Genomic DNA, 20,757 nt, shown 5'->3' with positions numbered 1-20,757 from the left:
TGCACCCATGCCGCGGCGCGGATTCATAGAGTCTGCACGCATAGTCCATCGGGTGCAAGTCCCGGCTCTGCGACGTCGGCGTGGCGCGGATCGCGTGCGGGAGTCGTTGACCACAAGACCCGGTTCGCGTATGCTCGTCAGGTTGCCGCTCCCGCAGTGCGGCACGCCGTCGAGCCCACCGGCTCGCCACCTCGACTTCCGGCGCGAACGGCGCCGAACCACGGGAGAACACCATGAGCAAGCGCACGTTCCAGCCGAACACCCGCCGCCGCGCCAAGAAGCACGGCTTCCGTCTCCGCATGCGCACGCGTGCCGGACGCGCCATCCTGGCCTCGCGGCGCCGCAAGGGCCGCACCGAGCTCGCGGCCTAGACCCCTCGAGGTGCTCGCGAAGGCGAACCGGATCGTGCGCGGCGATGACTTCCGTCGAGTCGTGCGCACCGGTCGTCGCGCGGGCTGCGAGTTTGCGGTGGTGCACCGCGCACAACCCGAAGCGGCAGCTGCTCGCTTCGGGTTCATCGTGTCGAAGCGGGTCGGGAACGCCGTCGTGCGCAATCGCGTCAAGCGCCGGCTCTCTGCGCTCGTGCGAGCCGAGCTCGGGGACATCGAGACAGCCGACATCGTGATCCGCGCTCTGCCACCCGCTGGCGAGGCCGACCTCGCTACACTGAGGGCGGGCATCGTGCCGCTGCTGGTGCGTCGGTGAGCAGCCTCCTGCTGCTGCCGCGCAACATCTGCGTCGCGATCCTTGTCGCCTACAGAGCAGTGATCTCACCGCTCTACGGCGATGTGTGTCGGTACTACCCCAGCTGCTCCGGATACGCCATGCAGGCCATTCAGCAGCATGGAGTGGTGCGCGGCATCTGGTTCGGTGCCAGGCGAATCCTCCGCTGCCACCCGTGGTCGGCAGGCGGAATCGACGACATCCCTGAGCCGCGAGAGCGGTTCGCAACGACTCGGGCTGGTTTCGTGCTCGCCCGCAAGGAGCAGTGACAGCTTGGACATCTTCGCCCTGCTGATGTGGCCCATCAAGTGGGTCATCGAGGCAATCCTCGTCGGCTTCCACACGCTGATCACCACGCTCGGCGGCGACCCGGGCTCCGGCCTGACGTGGGTGCTGTCGATCGTGGGCCTCGTGCTCGTGATCCGCAGCGCGATGATTCCGCTGACGGTGCGCCAGATCGTCTCCTCGCGGAAGTCGCTCGAGATCCAACCCGAGATCCAGCGCATCCAGAAGAAGTACAAGGGCAAGAAGGACCAGTTCTCGCGCGAGGCTATGCAGCGCGAGACGATGGAGGCATACAAGAAGGCGGGCACGAACCCGTTCGCGTCCTGCTTGCCGCTGCTGGTGCAGATGCCGATCTTCATCGGCCTCGTGCAGGTGCTCACCGACGCGAACCGGCAGCAGCCCGGGGTCACGGCGGACGCTGGTTTCCTGACGGTGGAGCGCGCCGTGCAGTTCAGCGAGTCGCAGCTCTTCGGCGTCGTTCCGCTCCATATGACGATGCAGGACGGCTTCGCCCAGGGCAGCGTCCCCGTCATCGTGACCGCGATCGTCCTGACGCTGATCATGGTCGTGACGCAGTTCTACACGCAGCTGCAGATCATGACGAAGAACCAGACGCCGGCGATGAAGGAGTCGCCGATGTTCAAGCAGCAGCGCGTGCTGCTGTACATCATCCCGGTGTTCCTGCTCGTATCAGCGTGGCTCTTCCCGCTCGGCACGATGTTCTACTGGCTGGTGTCGAACGTCTACACCCTCGTGCAGCAGCTCATCATCATCAACAAGCTGCCCACGCCGGGCTCCGAGGCAGCGCTGGCGCGCGAGGCCCGTTTGGCGCGCAAGCGCCAGCGGATGGGTCTGCCGGCCGTCGACGACGGGCACGCGACGGAGACGCAGGCCGAGATCGACCTCAGGACGCAGCGACAGCAGCCCCGGGGCAAGAAGCCGAAGTCACAGCGAGAGGGCTGAGCATGACGGAGCAGGAGACAACGGTGGAGGACACGACCCGAGAGGACCGGAGCGAGGTGCGGGCGGGTGACGAGGGCGAGATCGCCGCGGACTACATCGAGGGCCTCCTCGACATCGCAGATCTCGACGGAGACATTGAGATCGAGCAGACCGACACGCGCACGACCATCGTGGTCGGTGAGAGCGGTGATGACCTCGCCGGTCTCGCCAAGTCGGAGGTCGTCTCGGCACTGCAGGAGTTGACGCGTCTGGCCGTCCAGCAGCAGACGGGAGAGTTCTCGCGCCTGGTGCTGGACGTCGCGGGCTCGCGTGACGCACGCGCCGAGCAGTTGCAGACCCTCGTCGACCGAGCCGCGGCATCGATCGACGAAGGCGCGGACCGTGTCGCCCTCGAGCCGATGTCGTCCTACGAGCGCAAGCTCGTGCACGACCTCATTCGCGAGCGTGGTCTCGCGAGCGAGTCTGAGGGCGAGGCGCAGGGACGCCACATCGTCGTCCTGCCTGCGTAGGTCGATGAGCGAGGTCACTCCCCCACTGCCTGAGGTCGAGCCACCCGTTGCCGGTGCCCTGTTCGGTGACCGCATCGAGCTCGCGCGTTCCTACGCCGCATCGCTGGCGACACATGGCGAGACGCTCGGGCTGATCGGACCGCGAGAGCTGCCGCAGCTCTGGAGTCGACATATACTCAACTCTGCGCTCGTGGCACCCCTCCTCGCCGGACGGGTGGGTGACGTGGGATCGGGTGCCGGCCTGCCGGGTCTGGTGCTGGCGATCGCTCGCCCGGATGTCGAGTTCACGCTGATCGAGCCGATGGAGCGTCGCACCGACTGGCTGCAGTCCGAGGTCGACCGGATGGAGCTCGCCAATGTCAGCGTGCTGCGCGGGCGCGCGGAAGACATTGCGGGTTCGGGTGCGCTGCGCCCACTCGATCAGGTCACAGCCCGGGCCGTCTCGGCCCTGCGCACACTCATTCCGCTGACCGCTCCCCTGGTCCGCAGTGGAGGACAGCTCGTGCTGCTCAAGGGCACGCGCGCGGCCGATGAGATCGCCGCGGCGCAGAAGGTCATTCGGCGCCATCGGCTGCAGCAGGTCGAAGTGCTGGAGCTCGGCGCTGAACACGGGCTCGACGTGACGCGCGTCGTGCGGGCTGTCGTCGACCCCTGAGGCGTTGTTGGCCACCGGGGCCGAGGCGGTACCGTCCTCCGACGGAACGGTCTGCCGGGATGACGGCGGATGTTCCACGTGAAACGTGTGCGTCCTCGTTGCCAGCGTGCATGCCGCGATCGGTTCCCACTAGGCAAGCACGGCGATCGCAGGCAGGTGCCCGTGCGGTTCCATCGGCAATGGCACACTGGTCGCCCTCCGGGCGATGATCCTCGTTGATGGTGCTCTCCACGAGGGCACGCTCCTTCCATGTTTCACGTGAAACACTGCTGGAGTACCGCAAGACGATTGGCCTCCAGAACCGGCGCCACGCATCGATCCGCGACGCCCGCCCTAGCAGGGACTCCGAACGTCACGAAGGTGTCCCACGGTTACCGCCAGAGCTCAGAAGCCGCGCCGATCGCGCCGACCGCGGCAGCGTTGTCGTTGACCCCGCCAACACGCTGGTGCTCCATGTTTCACGTGAAACACTTCGACAGCCGGTTGAGTGCCGGGCCGACGTGCGGTTGCTCGCGCTCGACACGCACTGCTCGATCCGAGGGCTCGGATTGCTCGAGGCGCGAACGTCTCGAGACCTGACGACCGCGATGCCATGGCGCCCGCAGCCGCGACGTGCACGCTTCAACCTCGCAGGCGCCATGTTTCACGTGCAACATCCGCTCGGAACCGTCGATGTGATCTATCGGACGCGAGGAGGGGGAAGTTGCGACGCACACGGTTGAGATCATGATGACACGTCATTTCCCGCATGGTGCGCTGACAGCGGTTGAACTGTGGAGAACTGTGGATAACGCTGCTCATCGCGCCGTGCTGTCTGGCGAGGGATGAGCATGCACCTCGCGCAAAACTTCAGTGTTCTCCTGGAATTCTCTGCGTTCGACGCACAGGGTCACGCGAGCCCGCGCGCGTCACCGTGATCTCGCAGTTATCCACAGGCCTGTGGAGGGACATGTCTTGCGCGTGCACGATCTAGCTGCAGATGGCCGGTTCGACTTGGAGTTTTGTCGGCATCCAGCCAGACTGGGTGTCTTGCACACACACGGGAGGGTCGTTGCCCACGCAGCGATGTTCCACGTGAAACATCACTTCGAAAGGCACGCGTGAGCACGGGAAAATTCGACACGACTCCGATCGCTCGCGAGCTCGCAGCGATGGCGCGACGTCGACAGGCGCTCTCGGCCCAGGAGCTCCCGCTTCCCGCTCGAACCCGCATCCTCACCGTCGTGAACCAGAAGGGCGGCGTGGGCAAGACGACCACCGCCGTCAACCTGGCAGCGGCACTGACCCAGGCAGGCGCTCGCGTGCTGGTGCTGGATCTGGACCCGCAGGGGAACGCATCGACCGCACTCGGCATCGACCACCATGCGGACGTCGTGAGCACCTACGACGTGCTCATCGACGGAGAGCCGCTCGGCAACGCGATCGCCATCAGCCCGCAGCACAAGCAGCTGCAGGTCGTCCCCTCCACGATCCACCTCGCCGGCGCCGATCTGGAGCTTGCCGGTATGGAGCGGCGTGAGCACCGGCTGCGCGAAGCCCTCGACGCGCATCTGTCGACGGTCGAGGATCCACCGCACTATGTGTTCATCGATTGCCCACCCTCGCTGGGTCTCCTGACCATCAATGCCTTCACGGCCGCGAGCGAGGTGCTGCTGCCGATCCAGTGCGAGTACTACGCCCTCGAGGGGGTCACGCAGCTGATCGACACGATTGCCCGCATCCAGGCGCACCTCAATCCCGCGCTCACCGTGAGCACGGTGCTCCTGACGATGTTCGACGGACGCACGCTGCTCTCGCGCCAGGTGGTGGACGAGGTGCGCGCACACTTCCCGGAACAGACGCTGCAAGCGGTCATCCCGCGCTCGGTGCGGGTCTCGGAAGCCCCGGGGTACGGCCAGACCGTGATCGCCTACGATCCCAACTCACCCGGCGCGCTCTCGTACCGCGAAGCAGCCGCAGAGATCGCACACAGAGGAACCCCATGAGCAAGAAGGCAGGACTCGGCCGCGGCATCGGCGCCTTGATTCCCACGGGGCCGCCAACCCCGGCCCCGGATGCTGCGCAGCGCGACAGCGCGGCAGCGCGCGGCCCGATCGGGGATGCGAACGCGCGCGATGAGGCACCAGGAGCCCGTCCAGACGGCTCGGCCTCGTCGCGTCGGCGCCGACCTGCAAAGGCGGGCACGCGCCCCGTCGATGTCTTCTTCTCCGGAGAAGAGGACGGTCACGAGCTGCTGGAGGTCCCGGGAGCCACACTGGTCGCCGTGCCCCCGTCATCGATCCGTCCGAACGCGAGCCAGCCCCGCTCCGTCTTCGATGAGGACGACCTCAGCGAGCTGGAGCACTCGATCCGCGAGTTCGGCGTGCTCCAGCCGATCGTCGTGCGTCCAGCGGAACCCGGCAACGACGGCACGCGATACGAGCTGATCATGGGGGAGCGGCGCTGGCGAGCGAGTCAGCGCGCCGGGCTGGAGACGATCCCGGCGATCGTGAAGGACACTCCCGACGACGCGATGCTGCGCGACGCACTGCTGGAGAACCTGCATCGAGCGGAGCTGAATCCGCTCGAGGAGGCCTCGGCCTACCAGCAGCTGATGGAGGACTTCGCCATCACCCAGGACGAGCTCTCACAACGCATCGGGCGCAGCCGACCGCAGATCTCGAACACCATCCGGCTCCTCAAGCTGCCGGAGTCGGTCCAGACTCGCGTCGCGAGCGGCGTGCTCTCTGCTGGACACGCGCGCGCCATCCTGTCGCTCGCGGGAGCGGACGCGCAGGAACGGCTCGCCGCGAAGATCATAAACGAGGATCTATCAGTTCGTGCAGCCGAGACGGCTGCAGGGCTCGTGAAGACGCGCAGCCCGCGCACCGCGCCGACCAAGGGTGCTGTGCAGCACGGGCTGGACGAGATCGCCACCCGCCTCGAGGACCGTCTCGACACGAGGGTGAAGGTCTCTCTGGGGCGTTCCAAGGGGCAGCTCACGATCGATTTCGCGACGGTCGCCGACCTCAACCGCATCCTCGCGCAGCTCGGCGAGCAGGGCTTCGACGGAGCCGGCACGCACGAGCAGCCCTGAGCGGTCGCCAGCGCGGCACCGTCGCACACGAAGGGCCCGAGGACGCGTCCCCGGGCCCTGCGCGCTGTGCGGATCAGAGGTATGCGGCGAGCTCCTGCTCGATCGCCGGGCGCGGACGGGCGCCGATGAGCTCGTGCACGACCTCGCCGTTCTGGAACACCTTCATCGCGGGGATGGAGGTGATGTTGTAGCGCATCGCGAGGTCCGGCTCCTGGTCGACGTTCACCTTGACGACGTCGAGCTTCTCGGTGCTGTCGTTGATCTCCTCGAGGATGGGGGAGACGGCGCGGCACGGCCCGCACCATGCGGCCCAGAAGTCCACGACGACCGGCTTGTCTGACTTGAGCACGTCCTGCTCGAACGATGCGGTGGTGACTTCCTTCACAGTGCTGCCTCCGTAGGGGTGGTGATCAAGGCCGGCGCGGCATGCGCGGCCAGGTAGTGCTGGGCGTCGAGCGCCGCCACCGTGCCGGATCCGGCGGCGGTGATGGCCTGGCGGTACGTGGGGTCGACGACATCCCCAGCGGCGAACACGCCGGGGAGCGACGTGCGCGATGACCGGCCCTCGACGGCGATGGTGCCATCGCTCGTCAGGTCGAGCTTCCCGTGCACGAGGTGCGTGCGGGGGTCGGAGCCGATGGCGACGAAGACGCCGTCGATCGGCATCTCCCACGTCTGCCCAGACACCGAGTCCCGCAGCGTGATGCCGGAGACCTGCTGGGTGCCGTTGGTCTCGGTGCCGTTGATCTGCTCGACCAGGACGTTCGTCAGGAACTCGATCTTCTCGTCCTGCCGTGCACGATCGAGCATGACCTCGCTCGCGCGGAAGTTCTCGGAGCGGTGCACGATCGTGACCTTGTCGGCGAACTTGGTGAGGAAGGTCGCCTCCTCCATGGCGGAGTCGCCACCGCCGACGACGACGAGCTGCTTCTGCTTGAAGAAGAAGCCGTCGCAGGTGGCGCACCACGAGACGCCGTGACCGGAGAGCGGCTCCTCGCCGGCGATGCCCAGCTTGCGATACGCGGAGCCGGTCGCGACGATCACGGTGCGCGCCTCGAGCACCTCGTCACCGACGTGCACGCGCTTCACCTCGCCGTCGAGCTCGAGCTCGGTGGCATCCTGCATGCGCACGTCGGCGCCGAACTTCTCGGCCTGCTGCTGCATGGCGAACATCAGGTCGGGACCCTGCACGCCGTCGGGGAACCCGGGGAAGTTCTCGACGTCGGTGGTGGTCATCAGATCGCCACCCATCTCGACGCTGGAGGCGAGCACGATCGGCTGCAGGTTGGCTCGGGCCGCGTAGATGGCGGCCGTGTAGCCAGCCGGTCCGGAGCCGATGATGATGACGTCGTGCACGAGGCCTCCTGGTTCGTGGCGGGGATGCTTCTGGGTCAACCGAGTCTAGGTCGTGGGTATTCCCTGCCGCCCCGGGGCGTCGACCACGGTCAGCAGGTCGCCGGTGGCCGCGTCGACCACGATCAGCCCGGCCGACGGCCATTCCGGCGTGCGTCGCACCACCGGGTGGCGCACTCGATCGTGCGTGCGGCGATCCCACGAATCGACGAGCGCCGCGGTGTCGGCGTCCACGATCAGCACCGCGGGGTGGGCGTGCGCGAGCGACGACGACGTGTCGGCCGACCACCATCCCTGGATCGCGAGCGGCCGCGGAGCAGGGGAGAGCGCAAGCTGCTCGAGCCGCTCTCGGGAGAGGCTTGTGGCGATGATGGCGCCGGCGGCGGCGAGCGCACCGACGACGAGCGGTGCCGCGATGCGGAAGAGTGGATTCGCCATGTCGTGCCTCCAGACGGCCGGGCCGGTGCGCAGCGGCTCGACCCTCGGCAATGCTAGACGGCGCGCTTGTGCGCCGGCAGTGGACGGCGTGCCGAGCGCGCGAGGCCGGTCACGGCTCGCCGGGCCCGTCGGTGACGACGGCGCCGCCGCCGTTGCCGCGGCCCCGGAACTTGCCGACCACGATGTCGACCGTCGAGCGGAAGTCGGGGTTGCGCGTGACGTACAGGATGCCGAAGTAGATGACGCCCATGACCACGCCGGCCGCGAGCGACGTCGTGAGCGCCCCGACGAAGTTCTGCGTGCCGAATCCGTCTGGTCGATAGCCTCCGAGCGCCCACGCGGTGGCAGCGCCGGCTGCTGCGGCAGGCAGCGCGTAGGCGAGGTACTGCACGTGGCGCAGCGCGATGAGCTTGAACCCGAAGGGGCCGATCTTGCGGCGCACGAGCACGAGCCAGATCGCGGCCGAGATGAGGTTGGCGCCCGAGACCGCCAGCGCCGTGCCGACGATGATCCACTCGGCGGGCAGCGTGGAGGCGGCCCAGAGCAGCCCGAAGGTCACGAACATGCCGAAGACCGCGTAGAAGAACGGGGTGCGCGTGTCGCCGAGCGCGAAGAAGACGCGCTGGATCACGTACTCGGCGCTGAAGGCGACGAGGCAGATCAGGAATGCCCAGATCACCTGGGCCATGGCGACCATGAGCACGAAGTCGGGGTCGAGCAGGCGGGCGAACGGCACGGCGATCACCGCGATCACGAATGCGGAGATGGTCGTGAGCATCCCGACCCCGCGGAGCGCGGAGGAGAGGTCTGCGCGAATGCCCGCCATGTTGGACTCGCTGGCGTGATGCGACATCCGCGTGAAGTACGCGATCGCGATCGACACCGCGATGATCGAGTGCGGGAGCGAGAACACGTACCAGGAGTTCTGCATCGTGGCGATGTTCGCGACCTCGCCAAGGGTTGCGACGCGCGACTGCACGACGCCCTTGATCTGACCGATGATGACGATGCCGAACAGCCACAGGGCTGCCTTGCCGGTGGCTCGCAAGCCCACGCCTCGCCACCCGAAGTCGAGCCGGAACTGCAGGCCCGTCTTGCGGAAGAAGAGCACGAGCACGAGTGCCTGCACCGCGACGCCTCCCGTGGTGACAAGGCCCAGCACCGTGATCCGGTCGGCATCCCACACCTCGACCGAGCGGTTCACCTGCTCTCCGCCGAACAGCAGCATGAACGCGCCGAGGCCCGCGATCGAGACCACGTTGTTCACCACCGGAGCCCAGGTGTAGGGGCCGAACTGGCTGCGTGCGTTGTAGATCTCGCCCAGCAGCGTGTAGATCGCGTAGAAGAGGATCTGCGGCATGCACCAGTACGCGAGCGCGATGGCGAGCGCCATCTGGTCGCCGGAGAAGCCGCGCCCGTCCTCACCAGCGCTCACCGCGTAGATGTCGACGAGCCAGGGGGCGGCGACGGTCGCGATGGCGGCCAGCGCGACGAAGACCGTGCCGCCCAGCGTGAGGATCTTCGAGATGTACGATTCCCCGCCGTCCGCAGCCTTCGACGCCTTCACGATCTGCGGCACCAGCACGGCGCTCATCACGCCGCCGGCGACGAGCGCGTAGACGTTGTTCGGCAGCTGGTTCGCCAGCCCGAACGTCTTGGCCGCTGCCGAGCCCGACTGGCCGATCGCTGCTGCGAGCATCACCATCTTCACGAAGCCGAGGAGCCGCGACACCATCGTTCCGGACGCGATGATCGCGCTCGCTCTGCCTGCGTTCACGCGGTGCCCTCCGAGGTGCCCGTGGTGGTGCGGTGCCGGTCGCGATCGTGACTGCGGGCCGCGAGATCGATGTCCCCGTACGCGTCGCCGCGTCGTCGCTTCTGGATCGAGCGGAAGATGCCGAACCCGAGCAGCAGCACGATCGCGGCGCCGATGCTCCAGGCTACGGCGACCTCGATGGTCGGCTGCGCAGAGATCCGCAGCCGCTGCATCTCACCGAGCGGGACGCCGTCGGGCGTCTGCAGCTGCACGAGCATCCACAGCGAGCCCGTGCCGACGACGTCGATCGGCACCTGCACGCGCTGCTGGCTCTCGGGTGCGATCGTCACCTCGACACGGGGCTGGTCCACGCTGACGAGCGCGTTCGTGGCCCGCAGCGTCAGCACGACGTGCGCGGGCACCTCGAGTCGATTGGTGATGGTGATCGGCAGCCCCACGCTCTCGCCGACCGCGTGGATGTCGCTGCCCTCGACGATCTGCACCGCATTGCGCACCTCCTGCAGGCTGTCCTCCAGGCTTGCGATCGCGAGCCGGTCGGCGTCGGTGACGTCGCGGCCTGCACTCGGGAGCGCGGCGAGCACCGTGAGCCGCAGCTCCGCGAGCAGGGTGGCGGGCTCGTCGACGATCGAGGCGATGCTGGCGACAGCGGCCTCCTGCTCCAGCGCGGCGCTGACGAGCGCAGCGCCCGCGCCGCGATCGGGGTCCTCGAGCGGCACGAGCGACGCCTCGCGCGCCGGAGCCTCCATCGCCGCGTCGAGACCTGCGGTTCGCACGAACTGCGCTTCCGCCAGATCGGCGAGCAGCGCGGCCGTGTCGCTCCCGCTCGCTGCCGGCAGCATGGCCGCGAGCGTCCTGGGATCACTCGGTCGCTCGCGCGTGATGGTCGCCAGCAGTGCGACGATGCGTGCGCGGACGGCCGAGGATTCCAGCGGATCGGCCGTGCCCGCGGCATGCACGAGCGCCTGCAGCTCGGCGTCAGCGGCAAGCACGTCGACGTCTCCGACGCGCGCGTGAGCGCTGGGCGTCGCGTTCTGGAGCGCATCGTCGAGCATCGCCGTCGAGACCACCACCGTGCCGGCTTCGGCCAGCGTCGCGAGCTCCTCCTGCTGCACGATCGCCTCGGTGGCATCGATGACGGGCTGCCGCTGCCCGATCGAACCGAGGCTCGCGGGCAGCGGGTCGCCGTCCTCGCGCGGTATGCCCTTGGGCTGCAGCGGGAACGTGCCGGCGCGCACCTGCGCGATCGGATCGGCGTTGCCGTAGAGGAGTGGATAGGTCGCCGGGGTGTCGGCGCGATCGAGCCAGTCGACGGCCGTCTCTGGCGCATCGCTGCCCAGCGCTTCGATGCTGGTGCCGAACGCTGGATCGATGCCGATGGTGGCGCCCGCACCGAGTGCCGCGTCGAGCGCACGGCGGGGCCCGCCGCCCATGCTGGTCTGCGCCTCGAGCGCCTCGGCGTCGAGCAGCCCATCGACGCCGATGTCGGCATCGATGGGCGACGCGAGCGCGAGCGTGGTCGGCTGCGATTCGCCGGGCGCATCGCGGACGATGAGCGTGCTCGCGTCGCCCAGGTCGGCAGCCGAGGCCGCGACCCCGTAGGCACCCCAGGCCCGGCCGTCCAGCCCGAGCTCCTCGGCTTCGACGGTCGCCTGCAGGCTGAGTCGCTGGAAGGCATCGATCGCGGGCACCTCGACGGAGGCGACCACGGCGCTCGCGAGGAACGCGTCACCGGCGAACCAGCGGCTGAGGCTGTAGCGCGTGCTGATGGGCGCGGATGTCACCAGCACTTCGAGGGTCGTCGGCGCGGTCGCATCGGTGCCCTGGTTCTGGATCTCGATCTCGAGCGCGAGGCCCTCGCCGTCCTGCAGCAGCGGATCGAGCGGGGCGACGCGCAGCGTCGGGTTCCGCTCCGCGACGTCGACGGGCTGGCTGGCCGCCAGCGCCGCCTGCGGGGCCAGCATCGATGCTGCGGTGACGGCGGTCGCGAGCGCGACGGCGGCGCAGACGGTCGCGCGCCGCGGCGCAAGGCGACCTGCCGACAGCATGGTCGCAAGTCTAGGCGGTGGCCGCGGACGCCGACCGGGCCCTGGAACCTGCCAGAATGATCGGTCGTGACCGACATGGCTGAGGCGACCGCGCGACTGCACGCGCTGGTCGCCGCCGCGCCCACCAGACAGCTGGCCGCCGCGTTCACCGCTGCCGGCCACGAGCTCTCGCTCGTCGGAGGCCCGGTGCGAGACGCGTTCCTCGACCGAGCGGTCACCGATCTCGACTTCGCATCCAGCGCTGCGCCCGACGAGATCCTGGCGATCATCGAGCCGCTCGCGGATGCGACGTGGGACGTCGGCCGAGAGTTCGGCACCATCGCGGCGCGCATCGGGGACGACACGGTCGAGATCACGACCTACCGCGCCGATACGTACGACGGGCTCTCCCGCAAGCCGCAGGTCGCCTTCGGCGACACGCTCGAGGGCGACCTCGGTCGACGCGACTTCACGGTGAACGCCATGGCGCTGCGCGTCACGCCACTGCGCGCCGGCAGGCGCGACCGAGCGGAGCCGACGAACGGCGCCCCGCAGCTGGTCGATGTCGGCGGCGGCCTCGAGCACCTGCTGCGGGGTGTGCTCGACACACCGCAGGCGGCGGAGCGCTCGTTCGACGACGATCCCCTCCGGATGCTCCGCGCCGCCCGCTTCGCCGCGCAGCTGGGCTTCGCGGTCGCGCCGCGCGTGGTGACCGCGATGACGCAGCTGGCGGAGCGCATCCGCGACATCTCCGCGGAGCGCGTGCGCGATGAGCTCAGCAAGCTGCTGCTCACGAGCGATCCGGTGCCGGGGATCCGGCTGCTGACCGAGACCGGCCTGCTCGACATCGTGCTGCCCGAGGTGCCAGCGCTGCGGCTGGAGGCGGACGAGCACGCGCACCACAAGGATGTCTACGAGCATTCGCTCACCGTGCTGCAGCAGGGGATCGAGCTGGAGCAGTCGCGGCACCCGGATGCCGACCCCGACCTCATCTCACGACTCGCGGGTCTGCTGCACGACATCGGCAAGCCCGCGACGCGGCAGATCGAGGGCCGCACCGTCACCTTCTACCAGCACGACCTCGTCGGTGCGCGGCTGGCGAAGAAGCGGCTGAAGGAGCTGCGCTTCGACAACGAGACGGTGAAGTCGGTCGCGCGGCTCATCGAGCTGCACCTGCGCTTCTACGGCTACGGCGAGCAGGCGTGGACGGATTCGGCAGTTCGTCGGTACGTGCGCGACGCCGGCCCGCTGCTCGAGCGACTGCACATCCTCACGCGATCGGATGTCACCACCCGCAACCGCCGCAAGGCTGAGCGCCTCGAGTTCGCCTACGACGATCTGGAGCAGCGGATCGCCGAGCTGCGCGAGCAGGAGGAGATGGATGCGGTGCGCCCCGATCTCGATGGCGAGCAGATCATGGCGATCCTCGGCATCCGGCCCGGTCGCGAGGTGGGCGAGGCGTATCGGATGCTGCTGGAGCAGCGCCTCGAGCACGGGCCGCTCGGGCCCGAGCGCGCGGAGGCCGTGCTGCGCGACTGGTGGGCCGCACGCGGCTGAGCGTCGCAGCAGGAGCTGCCCTGGCGCCGGGGCGGTGAGGTGCGCTACGATCGACAGGTTGCGCTGGGCTCTGCCCGCGCCGACATGCATACCCTCCTGCTGCAGACCGTCTGCAGCCGTTCTAGTCCGAAGGAGGTGGGTGAAGCATGCAGGAATACGAACTGATGGTGATTCTCGACCCAGAGATCGACGAGCGCACGGTCGCTCCGTCGCTCGACAAGTTCCTCAACGTCGTCCGCAATGACGGCGGCTCGATCGACAAGGTCGACATCTGGGGCCGTCGCCGCCTGGCATACGAGATCGACAAGAAGGTCGAGGGCATCTACGCCGTCGTCAACTTCTCCGCCGAGTCGAAGACCACGACGGAGCTCGAGCGTCAGCTGGGCCTGTCGGAGGCTGTGATGCGCACGAAGGTGCTCCGCAGCGAGACCGCCGTGTCGCAGACCAGCGTCTCGAAGCGGGTTGCCGAGGCGAAGGCCGCGAAGGCCGCCAGCGCTCCGGCAGCGGCCGCAGCCCCGGCCACGGACGCGAAGCCCAGCGACACGAAGGCGGCTCCGGCAGAGGCCGCGGAGACGACCACCGAGGCAGAGGCCGAGTAGCGATGGCTGGCGAGACGATCATCACGGTGGTCGGCAACCTGACTGCCGACCCCGAGCTGCGCTACACGCAGAACGGGCTCGCGGTCGCGAACTTCACGATCGCCTCGACCCCGCGCACCTTCGACCGCCAGGCCAACGAGTGGAAGGACGGCGAAGCGCTGTTCCTCCGCGCATCGGTGTGGCGCGAGTTCGCCGAGCACGTCTCGCAGAGCCTGCAGAAGGGCAGCCGGGTCATCGCCCAGGGCCGCCTGAAGCAGCGCTCGTTCGAGACGCAGCAGGGCGAGAAGCGCACCGTCATCGAGCTCGAGGTCGACGAGATCGGCCCCTCGCTCCGCTACGCGACCGCGCAGGTCACACGCACGACGGGCGGCGGCGCAGGCCGCAGCTCCGGCGGCAACCAGGTCGGCGGCGGTCAGGGCGGCGGCTTCGGCCAGCCGCAGCAGGCCGCCGAGGAGCCGTGGGGTCAGCCGCAGTCGCAGCCGCAGCAGGGCGGCGGCGACGTCTGGGGCGCCCCCGGTACCTCCTACAACGACGAGACGCCCTTCTAGGGCGTCTCTCCATCACAGTTTCCGGGACGGCAGTCCCGAGCAAGGAAGAAGGACACATGGCTGGCAAGCCGCAGAACCGCAAGCCGCGGGGCCCGAAGGGCGGCAAGAATGTCGCTCCGGCAAAGGCGATCAGGGTCGGCGTCATCGACTGGAAGGACGTCGCGACGCTCAAGAGGTTCATCTCGGAGCGCGGCAAGATCCGCGCCCGTCGTATCACTGGCGTGTCGGTGCAGGAGCAGCGTCTGATCGCCAAGGCGATCAAGAACGCGCGCGAGATGGCGCTCCTGCCCTACTCCGGCGCCGGACGCTGAGGGGGCTGAACAATGGCAAAGGTCATTCTCAAGAACGAGGTCTCCGGCCTCGGTTCCGCTGGTGATGTCGTCGAGGTCAAGAGCGGCTTCGCGCGCAACTACCTCGTTCCCCAGGGTCTGGCTGTCGCGTGGACGCGCGGCGGCGAGAAGCAGGTCGAGGCGATCAAGGCTGGCCGCGTCGCACGCGAGCACGCCACGATCGAGGAGGCGCAGGACCTGCGCGCTCGCCTCGAGGCGAACCCCGTGACGCTCACGGCCAAGGCTGGCGCAGAGGGTCGCCTCTTCGGGTCGATCCAGACCAAGGACATCGCCGACGCGGTCGAGGCAGCCGGTCACGGCTCGCTCGACAAGCGGGTCATCGAGATCCCGTCGCCGATCCGCACGGTGGGCGACTTCCAGGCGACAGCGCGACTGCGTGACGAGATCATCGCCACCATCACGCTCAAGGTGGTCGCAGCGAAGTAGTTCGTCGCGCACACCGGAGGGCCCGCATCCATCTCGGATGCGGGCCCTCCGCTCGTGCAAGGAGGCCGAGCGCACGTGTCAAATCCGACCTGCACGACCAACCTTCAACGTGCACTTCATGCTTGCTTCTGCCCACCGGTTGTGGAATCGAAAACGTCCGGTCAGAAGCGGTATTCCCGTCTTTCAGGTTTCTGGTTGCACAGGTCTATGCACAGGCCATCGGCGCGCCGCGCGGGCCCCTCCCCGGCGTTGTCCACAGCTGTCCACAGCGCTGTCCACAGGGCGATTTCGTCCGCGCGTGACCGGCTCCTAGCCTGTGCGAGGCTCCCTCTGCCGATCGCGATCGCTCGCGGTCGTTGTGGGTGGGGCGCGGCATCGTCGAGGTGAAAGGAGCTGCACGATGACGGATCTTGCAGAGGTCGCCCTCGATCAGGGTCGATACAGCGAGCGCACGCCACCGTTCGACATGCTCGCCGAGCAATCGGCCATCGGCGGCATGCTGCTGTCGAAGGATGCGGTCGCCGACTGCCTCGAGACCGTCCGCGGGCCGGACTTCTACCAGCCGAAGCACGAGATCGTCTACGAGGCGATCCTCTCGCTCTACTCGCGCGGCGAGCCCACCGACGTCATCACCGTCTCCGACGAGCTGACGAAGACCGCGATGCTCTCGCGCGCGGGCGGCGTGGAGTACCTCCATTCGCTCACCTCAATGGTGCCGACGGCAGCCAACGCGGGCTTCTACGCGGAGATCGTGGCGGAGAAGGCGGTGCTGCGGCGCCTGGTCGAGGCCGGCACCCGCATCGTGCAGATGGGCTACGCCTCGGAGGGCGAGGTCACCGATCTCGTCAACCACGCGCAGGCCGAGATCTACGCCGTGATGGGCGAGGACCAGTCCGAGGACTACGTGCCGCTCAGCACGGCCGTCGAGATGGCGATCGAGGAGATCGAGGCCGCAAAGGGCCTGGACGGCGTCATGACGGGCGTGCCCACCGGCTTCCGCGAGCTCGACGAGCTGACGAACGGCCTGCACCCCGGCCAGCTGATCGTCATCGCCGCCCGCCCGGGTCTCGGCAAGTCGACCCTCGCGATGGATCTCGTGCGCTCCGCATCGATCAAGAACGACATGCCGTCGTGCTTCTTCTCGCTCGAGATGGGTCGCACGGAGATCGCGATGAAGCTGCTGTCGGCGGAGTCGAGCATCCTGCTGCAGAAGCTGCGCAAGGGTGCCATCGAGGGCCGCGACTGGACGACGCTCGCGCAGGTGCGCGGCCGCATCAACGACGCGCCGCTCTACATCGACGACAGCCCCAACCTGACGCTCGTCGAGATCCGCGCGAAGTGCCGCAGGCTGAAGCAGCAGGCGGGGCTGAAGATGGTCGTGGTCGACTACCTGCAGCTGATGACGAGCGGCAAGAAGGTCGAATCCCGCCAGCAGGAGGTCTCCGAGTTCTCCAGGTCGCTCAAGCTGCTCGCGAAGGAGCTGCAGGTGCCGGTGATCGCGCTGTCACAGCTGAACCGCGGTCCGGAGCAGCGCGGCGACAAGAAGCCGGCGATCAGCGATCTCCGCGAGTCGGGCTCGATCGAGCAGGACGCCGACATCGTGATGCTGCTGCACCGCGAGGACGCCTACGACCGCGACATCCGACCCGGTGAGGCAGACATCATCGTCGCCAAGCACCGCGGCGGCCCCACCAAGACGATCCCGGTGGCCTTCCACGGCCACCTCGCGCGCTTCGCCGACATCGCGCAGGGAGCCGGCCCCGGCGACGGCGGCGGCATGTACGGCGCTCCGGCCCTGCCGCCAGGCGGCACGCCCTTCGGCGGCTCGCCCTACGGTGCGCCCTCGGAGCCCCCGCCCGACCACGACTGACGAGGGCGCTGGGGCGCAGCGCGACCCACCCCTCGGAGACGCCAGAGGCGGGCACCGGCGATGCCGGGCCCGCCTCTGGCGCGCGCGATCAGTCCTGCTGACCGATCGCGAAGTCGACACGGCCGTCGGGCTGCGCAGCGGCATCGAGCACCTTGTCGTCGAGCGCGACCGCAGCCTGCGGGTCGAGGAAGACCTTCGCCCCTGCCGACTCGACCACCTGGTCCTCGGCCTCTGGCTGGTTGGCGACGGCGACGTTGAGGCCGGAGCCCTCGAGGTCCTGGGAGATGCGGATGCCGCCGGTCTGCGGCGCCTCGGCGCCGTCGACGATGCCGGTGATGACAGTCTGAGCGTTCTCGGTGAGGGTGAGCATGGCGCTCCTTCCGATCGGTGAGCCCGCCACGATGCCGTGCCGCGCCGGGATGCGCAACCCGCGTTCGCCGTGAGCGTGCCGCGTCTACCGGCCAGAGATCACGTCGGCGACGCGTGCGACGCGCGACGTGTGCCCGCCGCGCGTCTCGAGCCGGTCGGCGAGGCCGTAGGCGCCATAGATGCCCTGCACCGCGAGCCATCGCAGCGGCTCGGGCTCCCAGCGCTTCGCGCGGTGCCCGACCCACGGCAGCCGCACGAGCTCCGTGTCGTTGCCGAGCACGAGGTCGGCGAGCGTGCGACCGGCGAGGTTGGTGGCGGTGACCCCGGTGCCGACGTAGCCGCCGGCCCACCCGAGCCCCGTCGAGCGGTCGAGGCCGACGCTCGCCGACCAATCGCGGGGCACGCCGAGCACACCCGACCAGGCGTGCGCGATCGGGAAGCGTGCGGCATCGGGGAAGAGGCTGTGCAGCGCGGCCGTCAGGCTCTGCACGGTGCGCTCGTGCGTGCGACCCCGGTCGTCGATACGCGAGCCGTAGCGATACGGCACCCCCCGGCCTCCGAGCGCGATGCGGCCGTCGGCAGTGCGCTGCGCGTAGAGGTAGACGTGTGCGAGGTCGCCGAGCGTCGCGGCGCCGTCCCAGCCCACGACGTCCCAGAACGCCGCCGGCAGCGGATCGGTCACGATCATCGACGAGTTCATCGGCAGCCAGGTGCGGTGCTCGCCCGCGAGGTCGGCGGTGAAGCCCTCGGTCGCGCGCAGGATGAACTCGGCGCGCACGGTGCCGCGGTCGGTCACCGCGCGCCCCGGGCTGATCTCGCGCACGGTCGTGCCCTCGACGATGCGCACCCCGAGCCGCTCCACCTCGGCCGCGAGGCCGCGGACGAGCTTCGCGGGATGCACGCGCGCGCAGTGGGGATGCCAGAGGGCGCCGAGGGCACCATCGATGCGGATGCTCTCCCGCAGCCGGTCGGCGTCCAGCAGTTCGACGTCGGTGTGCGGCCATGCGGCCTCGGCCGCGTGCATCCCGCGCAGCCGCTCCAGCTGCGCGGGGCCCCGCGCGACGCTGAGCTCGCCGCCGGCGACGATGTCGGCGTCGACCCCGGCACTGGCGGCCCAGCGGATCACCTCGTCGACGGCATCGTTCATGGCGCGCTGCTGCGCGATCGCCGCAGTGCGGCCGTGCGTCTGCACGTACTGCTCGCGACCGCCCGTGACGGAATTCGTCAGCCAGCCGCCATTGCGCCCCGATGCGCCGAAGCCCGCGAACCGCTGCTCGAGCACCGCGATCCTCAGCTGCGGCCGCTGCGTGGCGAGCGCGAGCGCCGTCCAGAGCCCCGTGTACCCACCCCCGACGATCGCGACGTCGACATCCGCGTCGCCATCGAGCGCCGCTCGCTGCCGCGGGATCCCCAGCTGCTGCCACCAGAACGAGACGCCGCCGTTGACGGTCATGCCAGGAATGCCTTGCGCAGCGTCTCGTGCACCGTCCAGCGGGTGCGCATGCCCGCATGCAGTCGCATGATCGAGCCGGGCCGCAGCTCGGCGTCAGGGAGTGCCGGCTCGACGAAGGCGACGGTCGCGGACCCCGCGAGCACGACGAACACCTCGTCCTCCTCCAGGTCACGCATGCTGCCGGGCGTCATCTCCCACACGCCGACCTGCTCGTCGAGCATCGTCCAGCCCGTGCTGGGCGTGCCCGCCAGCACCTGGTCGTCCGGCACGGGCTCCAGCGCGATCCGGAGCGCGAGCGCGTCCGCCGCCGCGCCCGCGGGCAGCGGCGTCACGAGTCGAACCCGAGGCCGACCGCGTCGAGCCCGCGCAGCAGCAGGTTGCGCTTCCCCTCCCGGTGGTCGGCGCGGTCGAGCGACCAGCGGGTGGCGTTGATGCCGGCGGCGGCGAACGGCTCCGGGGGGAACGGCAGCGGTCGTCGTCGCACCATCTCGAGCTGCGTGCGCTCGGTCTCGACCCCCTCGAGCAGGTCGAGCATGACCTGGGCGGCAAAGCGCGTGGAGGCGACGCCGAGCCCCGTGAAGCCCGCCGCATACGCGACCCGGCGTGATCGCGCGTGCCCGAAGAAGGCCGCGAACTGCGTCGATGTGTCAATGGCACCGGCCCAGCGGTGCGAGAAGCGCACCCCCTCCAGCTGCGGGAAGGTCGTCAGGAGGTGGCTCGCGAGCCGCTCCCACGCCTCGGGCCGATGCTCGTACCGGCCGTCCACCCGCCTGCCGTAGTGGTAGATGGCGTCGTAGCCGCCGAACAGGATCCGGTTGTCGCGCGTCAGCCGGTAGTAGTGGAACTGGTTGGCCAGATCGGCGAGACCCTGCCGGTCGCGCCACCCGATCGACGCGAGCTGCTCTGGCGTCAGTGGTTCGGTCATCAGCACGTAGTCGTAGACCGGCACCGTCATCAGCCGATTGCGACGCAGCAGGGAGGGAAAGGCATTGGTGGCCAGCGCGACGTGCTTGGCGCGGATGCTGCCCAGATCGGTGGAGACCGTCACGTCGCCCGTCGCCGGGGTGTCGATGCCGGTCGCCTGCGTGCGCTCGAAGATCTCGACGCCGCGCTCCTCGGCGGCCCTGGCGAGCTCGGCGGCGAACAGCGCCGGGTGCAGCATGCCGCAGGTGCGCTGCTCCCACAGGCCCGCGAGGTAGGTGGGGGAGGCGACGGTCGCCTGCACCTGGTTGCGGTCGAGCAGCACCGCGTCTGCATCGGCATGCGCCTCGGCGGCCGCCTCCTCGAGCCACGCCACCTGGTGCGGCTCGATGGCGACCGACAGTTGCCCGGTGCGCTCGAACTGGAAGTCGATGCCGTAGCGCGCCTCGGCAGCCTCGATCTCGTCGAGGTTCTCCATGCCCAGGCGGCGCAGCTGCGGCATCTCCGCCGGCCAGCGGCGCTCGCCGTTCTCGTCGCCGTGCGTGAGGCTCGCCTCGCAGAAGCCGCCGTTTCGGCTCGAGGCCGCCCAGCCCACCCGATGCGCCTCGACGACCACCACCCGCCTCGCGGGATCGCGCTCCTTCGCCAGCAGTGCGGTCCAGAGCCCCGCGTAGCCGCCACCGACGACCACCAGGTCGGCCGTCGTCTCGCCACGGAGCGGAGGCCGCCGCGGCCGCAGCCGCTCGGGCACATCCTCGGTCCAGAAGACCGCCGAACGGACGTGCTCGAGGCTGTGTGCGATTGCGCGGGGGTCCGGCGCCTGTCGCTCGAAGATCGTGGTGTTCACGGGTGCTATCGCTC

At 69.2% G+C, this 20,757-nt stretch carries 21 protein-coding genes and 2 pseudogenes; 14 read left to right on the top strand and 9 right to left on the bottom strand.

What is annotated here, in order from left to right:
• Window positions 1-233 precede the first annotated feature (233 nt).
• From rpmH to ACJJVL_RS11140, 8 genes are all read left to right on the top strand, one after another.
• Window positions 234-371: a 50S ribosomal protein L34 gene (rpmH, locus tag ACJJVL_RS11175; protein WP_405218741.1), complete on the top strand. Its 138-nt coding sequence runs from the start codon at window positions 234-236 to the stop codon at window positions 369-371.
• Between the two features lie 10 nt (window positions 372-381).
• On the top strand, window positions 382-705 hold the full coding sequence (gene rnpA / locus ACJJVL_RS11170) for a ribonuclease P protein component (protein WP_405218740.1): 324 nt from the start codon (window positions 382-384) through the stop codon (window positions 703-705).
• Window positions 702-992 (top strand): membrane protein insertion efficiency factor YidD, encoded by a 291-nt coding sequence (gene yidD, locus ACJJVL_RS11165; protein WP_405218739.1) that lies wholly within the window; start codon window positions 702-704, stop codon window positions 990-992. The genes rnpA and yidD overlap by 4 nt, the downstream gene beginning before the upstream one ends.
• 4 nt (window positions 993-996) lie before the next feature.
• Window positions 997-1,971, top strand: coding sequence for a membrane protein insertase YidC (yidC, locus tag ACJJVL_RS11160; protein ID WP_405218738.1), 975 nt, complete (start codon window positions 997-999; stop codon window positions 1,969-1,971).
• 2 nt (window positions 1,972-1,973) lie between these two features.
• A complete protein-coding gene (locus ACJJVL_RS11155) occupies window positions 1,974-2,480 on the top strand; it encodes a protein jag (protein ID WP_405218737.1) in 507 nt (168 codons plus the stop codon).
• Window positions 2,481-2,484: 4 nt separating this feature from the next.
• Window positions 2,485-3,135 carry a 16S rRNA (guanine(527)-N(7))-methyltransferase RsmG gene (gene rsmG, locus ACJJVL_RS11150; protein WP_405218736.1) on the top strand — a complete coding sequence of 217 codons (651 nt, stop codon included), beginning with the start codon at window positions 2,485-2,487 and terminating at the stop codon, window positions 3,133-3,135.
• A gap of 1,151 nt (window positions 3,136-4,286) precedes the next feature.
• Window positions 4,287-5,120 carry a ParA family protein gene (locus tag ACJJVL_RS11145; RefSeq protein WP_405218824.1) on the top strand — a complete coding sequence of 278 codons (834 nt, stop codon included), beginning with the start codon at window positions 4,287-4,289 and terminating at the stop codon, window positions 5,118-5,120.
• Window positions 5,117-6,211 (top strand): ParB/RepB/Spo0J family partition protein, encoded by a 1,095-nt coding sequence (locus tag ACJJVL_RS11140; RefSeq protein ID WP_405218735.1) that lies wholly within the window; start codon window positions 5,117-5,119, stop codon window positions 6,209-6,211. Before ACJJVL_RS11145 ends, ACJJVL_RS11140 begins: the two co-directional genes overlap by 4 nt.
• A 73-nt stretch (window positions 6,212-6,284) precedes the next feature.
• Here the strand turns inward: ACJJVL_RS11140 and trxA are convergent, their stop codons facing one another.
• The 5 genes from trxA to ACJJVL_RS11115 all read right to left on the bottom strand — a co-directional run bounded on the left by trxA (window position 6,285) and on the right by ACJJVL_RS11115 (window position 11,824).
• The gene (gene trxA, locus ACJJVL_RS11135) at window positions 6,285-6,596 is read right to left on the bottom strand and encodes a thioredoxin (RefSeq protein ID WP_405218734.1); all 312 of its coding nucleotides are present in this window, start codon (window positions 6,594-6,596) and stop codon (window positions 6,285-6,287) included.
• The gene (gene trxB / locus ACJJVL_RS11130) at window positions 6,593-7,567 is read right to left on the bottom strand and encodes a thioredoxin-disulfide reductase (protein WP_405218733.1); all 975 of its coding nucleotides are present in this window, start codon (window positions 7,565-7,567) and stop codon (window positions 6,593-6,595) included. The genes trxA and trxB overlap by 4 nt, the downstream gene beginning before the upstream one ends.
• 45 nt (window positions 7,568-7,612) lie before the next feature.
• Window positions 7,613-8,002, bottom strand: a complete 390-nt coding sequence (locus ACJJVL_RS11125; protein ID WP_405218732.1) for a hypothetical protein — start codon at window positions 8,000-8,002, stop codon at window positions 7,613-7,615.
• Window positions 8,003-8,111: 109 nt separating this feature from the next.
• Window positions 8,112-9,779 (bottom strand): murein biosynthesis integral membrane protein MurJ, encoded by a 1,668-nt coding sequence (gene murJ, locus ACJJVL_RS11120; RefSeq protein ID WP_405218731.1) that lies wholly within the window; start codon window positions 9,777-9,779, stop codon window positions 8,112-8,114.
• Complete coding sequence (locus ACJJVL_RS11115) at window positions 9,776-11,824, bottom strand: DUF6049 family protein (protein ID WP_405218730.1); 2,049 nt, start codon at window positions 11,822-11,824, stop codon at window positions 9,776-9,778. Before ACJJVL_RS11115 ends, murJ begins: the two co-directional genes overlap by 4 nt.
• A gap of 66 nt (window positions 11,825-11,890) precedes the next feature.
• Between ACJJVL_RS11115 and ACJJVL_RS11110 the strand changes: the two genes are divergently transcribed.
• The 6 genes and pseudogenes from ACJJVL_RS11110 to dnaB all read left to right on the top strand — a co-directional run.
• Complete coding sequence (locus tag ACJJVL_RS11110) at window positions 11,891-13,360, top strand: CCA tRNA nucleotidyltransferase (protein ID WP_405218729.1); 1,470 nt, start codon at window positions 11,891-11,893, stop codon at window positions 13,358-13,360.
• Between the two features lie 146 nt (window positions 13,361-13,506).
• A pseudogene (rpsF, locus tag ACJJVL_RS11105) lies at window positions 13,507-13,795 on the top strand (30S ribosomal protein S6); the annotation flags it as partial.
• 166 nt (window positions 13,796-13,961) lie between these two features.
• Window positions 13,962-14,507 (top strand): single-stranded DNA-binding protein, encoded by a 546-nt coding sequence (locus ACJJVL_RS11100; RefSeq protein ID WP_405218728.1) that lies wholly within the window; start codon window positions 13,962-13,964, stop codon window positions 14,505-14,507.
• 56 nt (window positions 14,508-14,563) lie between these two features.
• Window positions 14,564-14,818: a 30S ribosomal protein S18 gene (gene rpsR, locus ACJJVL_RS11095; protein ID WP_405218727.1), complete on the top strand. Its 255-nt coding sequence runs from the start codon at window positions 14,564-14,566 to the stop codon at window positions 14,816-14,818.
• A gap of 12 nt (window positions 14,819-14,830) precedes the next feature.
• Window positions 14,831-15,283 (top strand): 50S ribosomal protein L9, encoded by a 453-nt coding sequence (gene rplI / locus ACJJVL_RS11090; RefSeq protein ID WP_405218726.1) that lies wholly within the window; start codon window positions 14,831-14,833, stop codon window positions 15,281-15,283.
• A gap of 400 nt (window positions 15,284-15,683) precedes the next feature.
• Window positions 15,684-17,030: pseudogene (gene dnaB / locus ACJJVL_RS11085) on the top strand (replicative DNA helicase); the annotation flags it as partial.
• A gap of 211 nt (window positions 17,031-17,241) precedes the next feature.
• On the opposite strand, the gene ACJJVL_RS11080 reads toward dnaB, so the two are convergent.
• From ACJJVL_RS11080 to ACJJVL_RS11065, 4 genes are all read right to left on the bottom strand, one after another.
• A complete protein-coding gene (locus ACJJVL_RS11080) occupies window positions 17,242-17,523 on the bottom strand; it encodes a Fe-S cluster assembly protein HesB (RefSeq protein ID WP_405218725.1) in 282 nt (93 codons plus the stop codon).
• A gap of 84 nt (window positions 17,524-17,607) precedes the next feature.
• Window positions 17,608-18,975 carry an NAD(P)/FAD-dependent oxidoreductase gene (locus ACJJVL_RS11075; RefSeq protein ID WP_405218724.1) on the bottom strand — a complete coding sequence of 456 codons (1,368 nt, stop codon included), beginning with the start codon at window positions 18,973-18,975 and terminating at the stop codon, window positions 17,608-17,610.
• Window positions 18,972-19,307 carry a cupin domain-containing protein gene (locus ACJJVL_RS11070; protein WP_405218723.1) on the bottom strand — a complete coding sequence of 112 codons (336 nt, stop codon included), beginning with the start codon at window positions 19,305-19,307 and terminating at the stop codon, window positions 18,972-18,974. The genes ACJJVL_RS11075 and ACJJVL_RS11070 overlap by 4 nt, the downstream gene beginning before the upstream one ends.
• Window positions 19,304-20,743: an NAD(P)/FAD-dependent oxidoreductase gene (locus ACJJVL_RS11065; protein WP_405218722.1), complete on the bottom strand. Its 1,440-nt coding sequence runs from the start codon at window positions 20,741-20,743 to the stop codon at window positions 19,304-19,306. The genes ACJJVL_RS11070 and ACJJVL_RS11065 overlap by 4 nt, the downstream gene beginning before the upstream one ends.
• Window positions 20,744-20,757 lie beyond the last annotated feature (14 nt).

It is taken from the genome of Agrococcus sp. Ld7, assembly GCF_045064095.1.
Classification (GTDB): Bacteria; Actinomycetota; Actinomycetes; order Actinomycetales; family Microbacteriaceae; genus Agrococcus.
This window is presented reverse-complemented; position numbering and strand designations above follow the sequence as displayed.

Excerpts from the sequence above, each read along its gene's own strand:
- rpmH (WP_405218741.1), top strand. The coding sequence starts at position 234 with ATGAGCAAGCGCACGTTCCAGCCGAACACCCGCCGCCGCGCCAAGAAG.
- ACJJVL_RS11155 (WP_405218737.1), top strand. The coding sequence starts at position 1,974 with ATGACGGAGCAGGAGACAACGGTGGAGGACACGACCCGAGAGGACCGG.
- rsmG (WP_405218736.1), top strand. The coding sequence starts at position 2,485 with ATGAGCGAGGTCACTCCCCCACTGCCTGAGGTCGAGCCACCCGTTGCC.
- ACJJVL_RS11145 (WP_405218824.1), top strand. The coding sequence starts at position 4,287 with ATGGCGCGACGTCGACAGGCGCTCTCGGCCCAGGAGCTCCCGCTTCCC.
- ACJJVL_RS11140 (WP_405218735.1), top strand. The coding sequence starts at position 5,117 with ATGAGCAAGAAGGCAGGACTCGGCCGCGGCATCGGCGCCTTGATTCCC.
- ACJJVL_RS11125 (WP_405218732.1), bottom strand. The coding sequence starts at position 8,002 with ATGGCGAATCCACTCTTCCGCATCGCGGCACCGCTCGTCGTCGGTGCG.
- ACJJVL_RS11115 (WP_405218730.1), bottom strand. The coding sequence starts at position 11,824 with ATGCTGTCGGCAGGTCGCCTTGCGCCGCGGCGCGCGACCGTCTGCGCC.
- ACJJVL_RS11100 (WP_405218728.1), top strand. The coding sequence starts at position 13,962 with ATGGCTGGCGAGACGATCATCACGGTGGTCGGCAACCTGACTGCCGAC.
- rpsR (WP_405218727.1), top strand. The coding sequence starts at position 14,564 with ATGGCTGGCAAGCCGCAGAACCGCAAGCCGCGGGGCCCGAAGGGCGGC.
- rplI (WP_405218726.1), top strand. The coding sequence starts at position 14,831 with ATGGCAAAGGTCATTCTCAAGAACGAGGTCTCCGGCCTCGGTTCCGCT.
- ACJJVL_RS11080 (WP_405218725.1), bottom strand. The coding sequence starts at position 17,523 with ATGCTCACCCTCACCGAGAACGCTCAGACTGTCATCACCGGCATCGTC.
- ACJJVL_RS11075 (WP_405218724.1), bottom strand. The coding sequence starts at position 18,975 with ATGACCGTCAACGGCGGCGTCTCGTTCTGGTGGCAGCAGCTGGGGATC.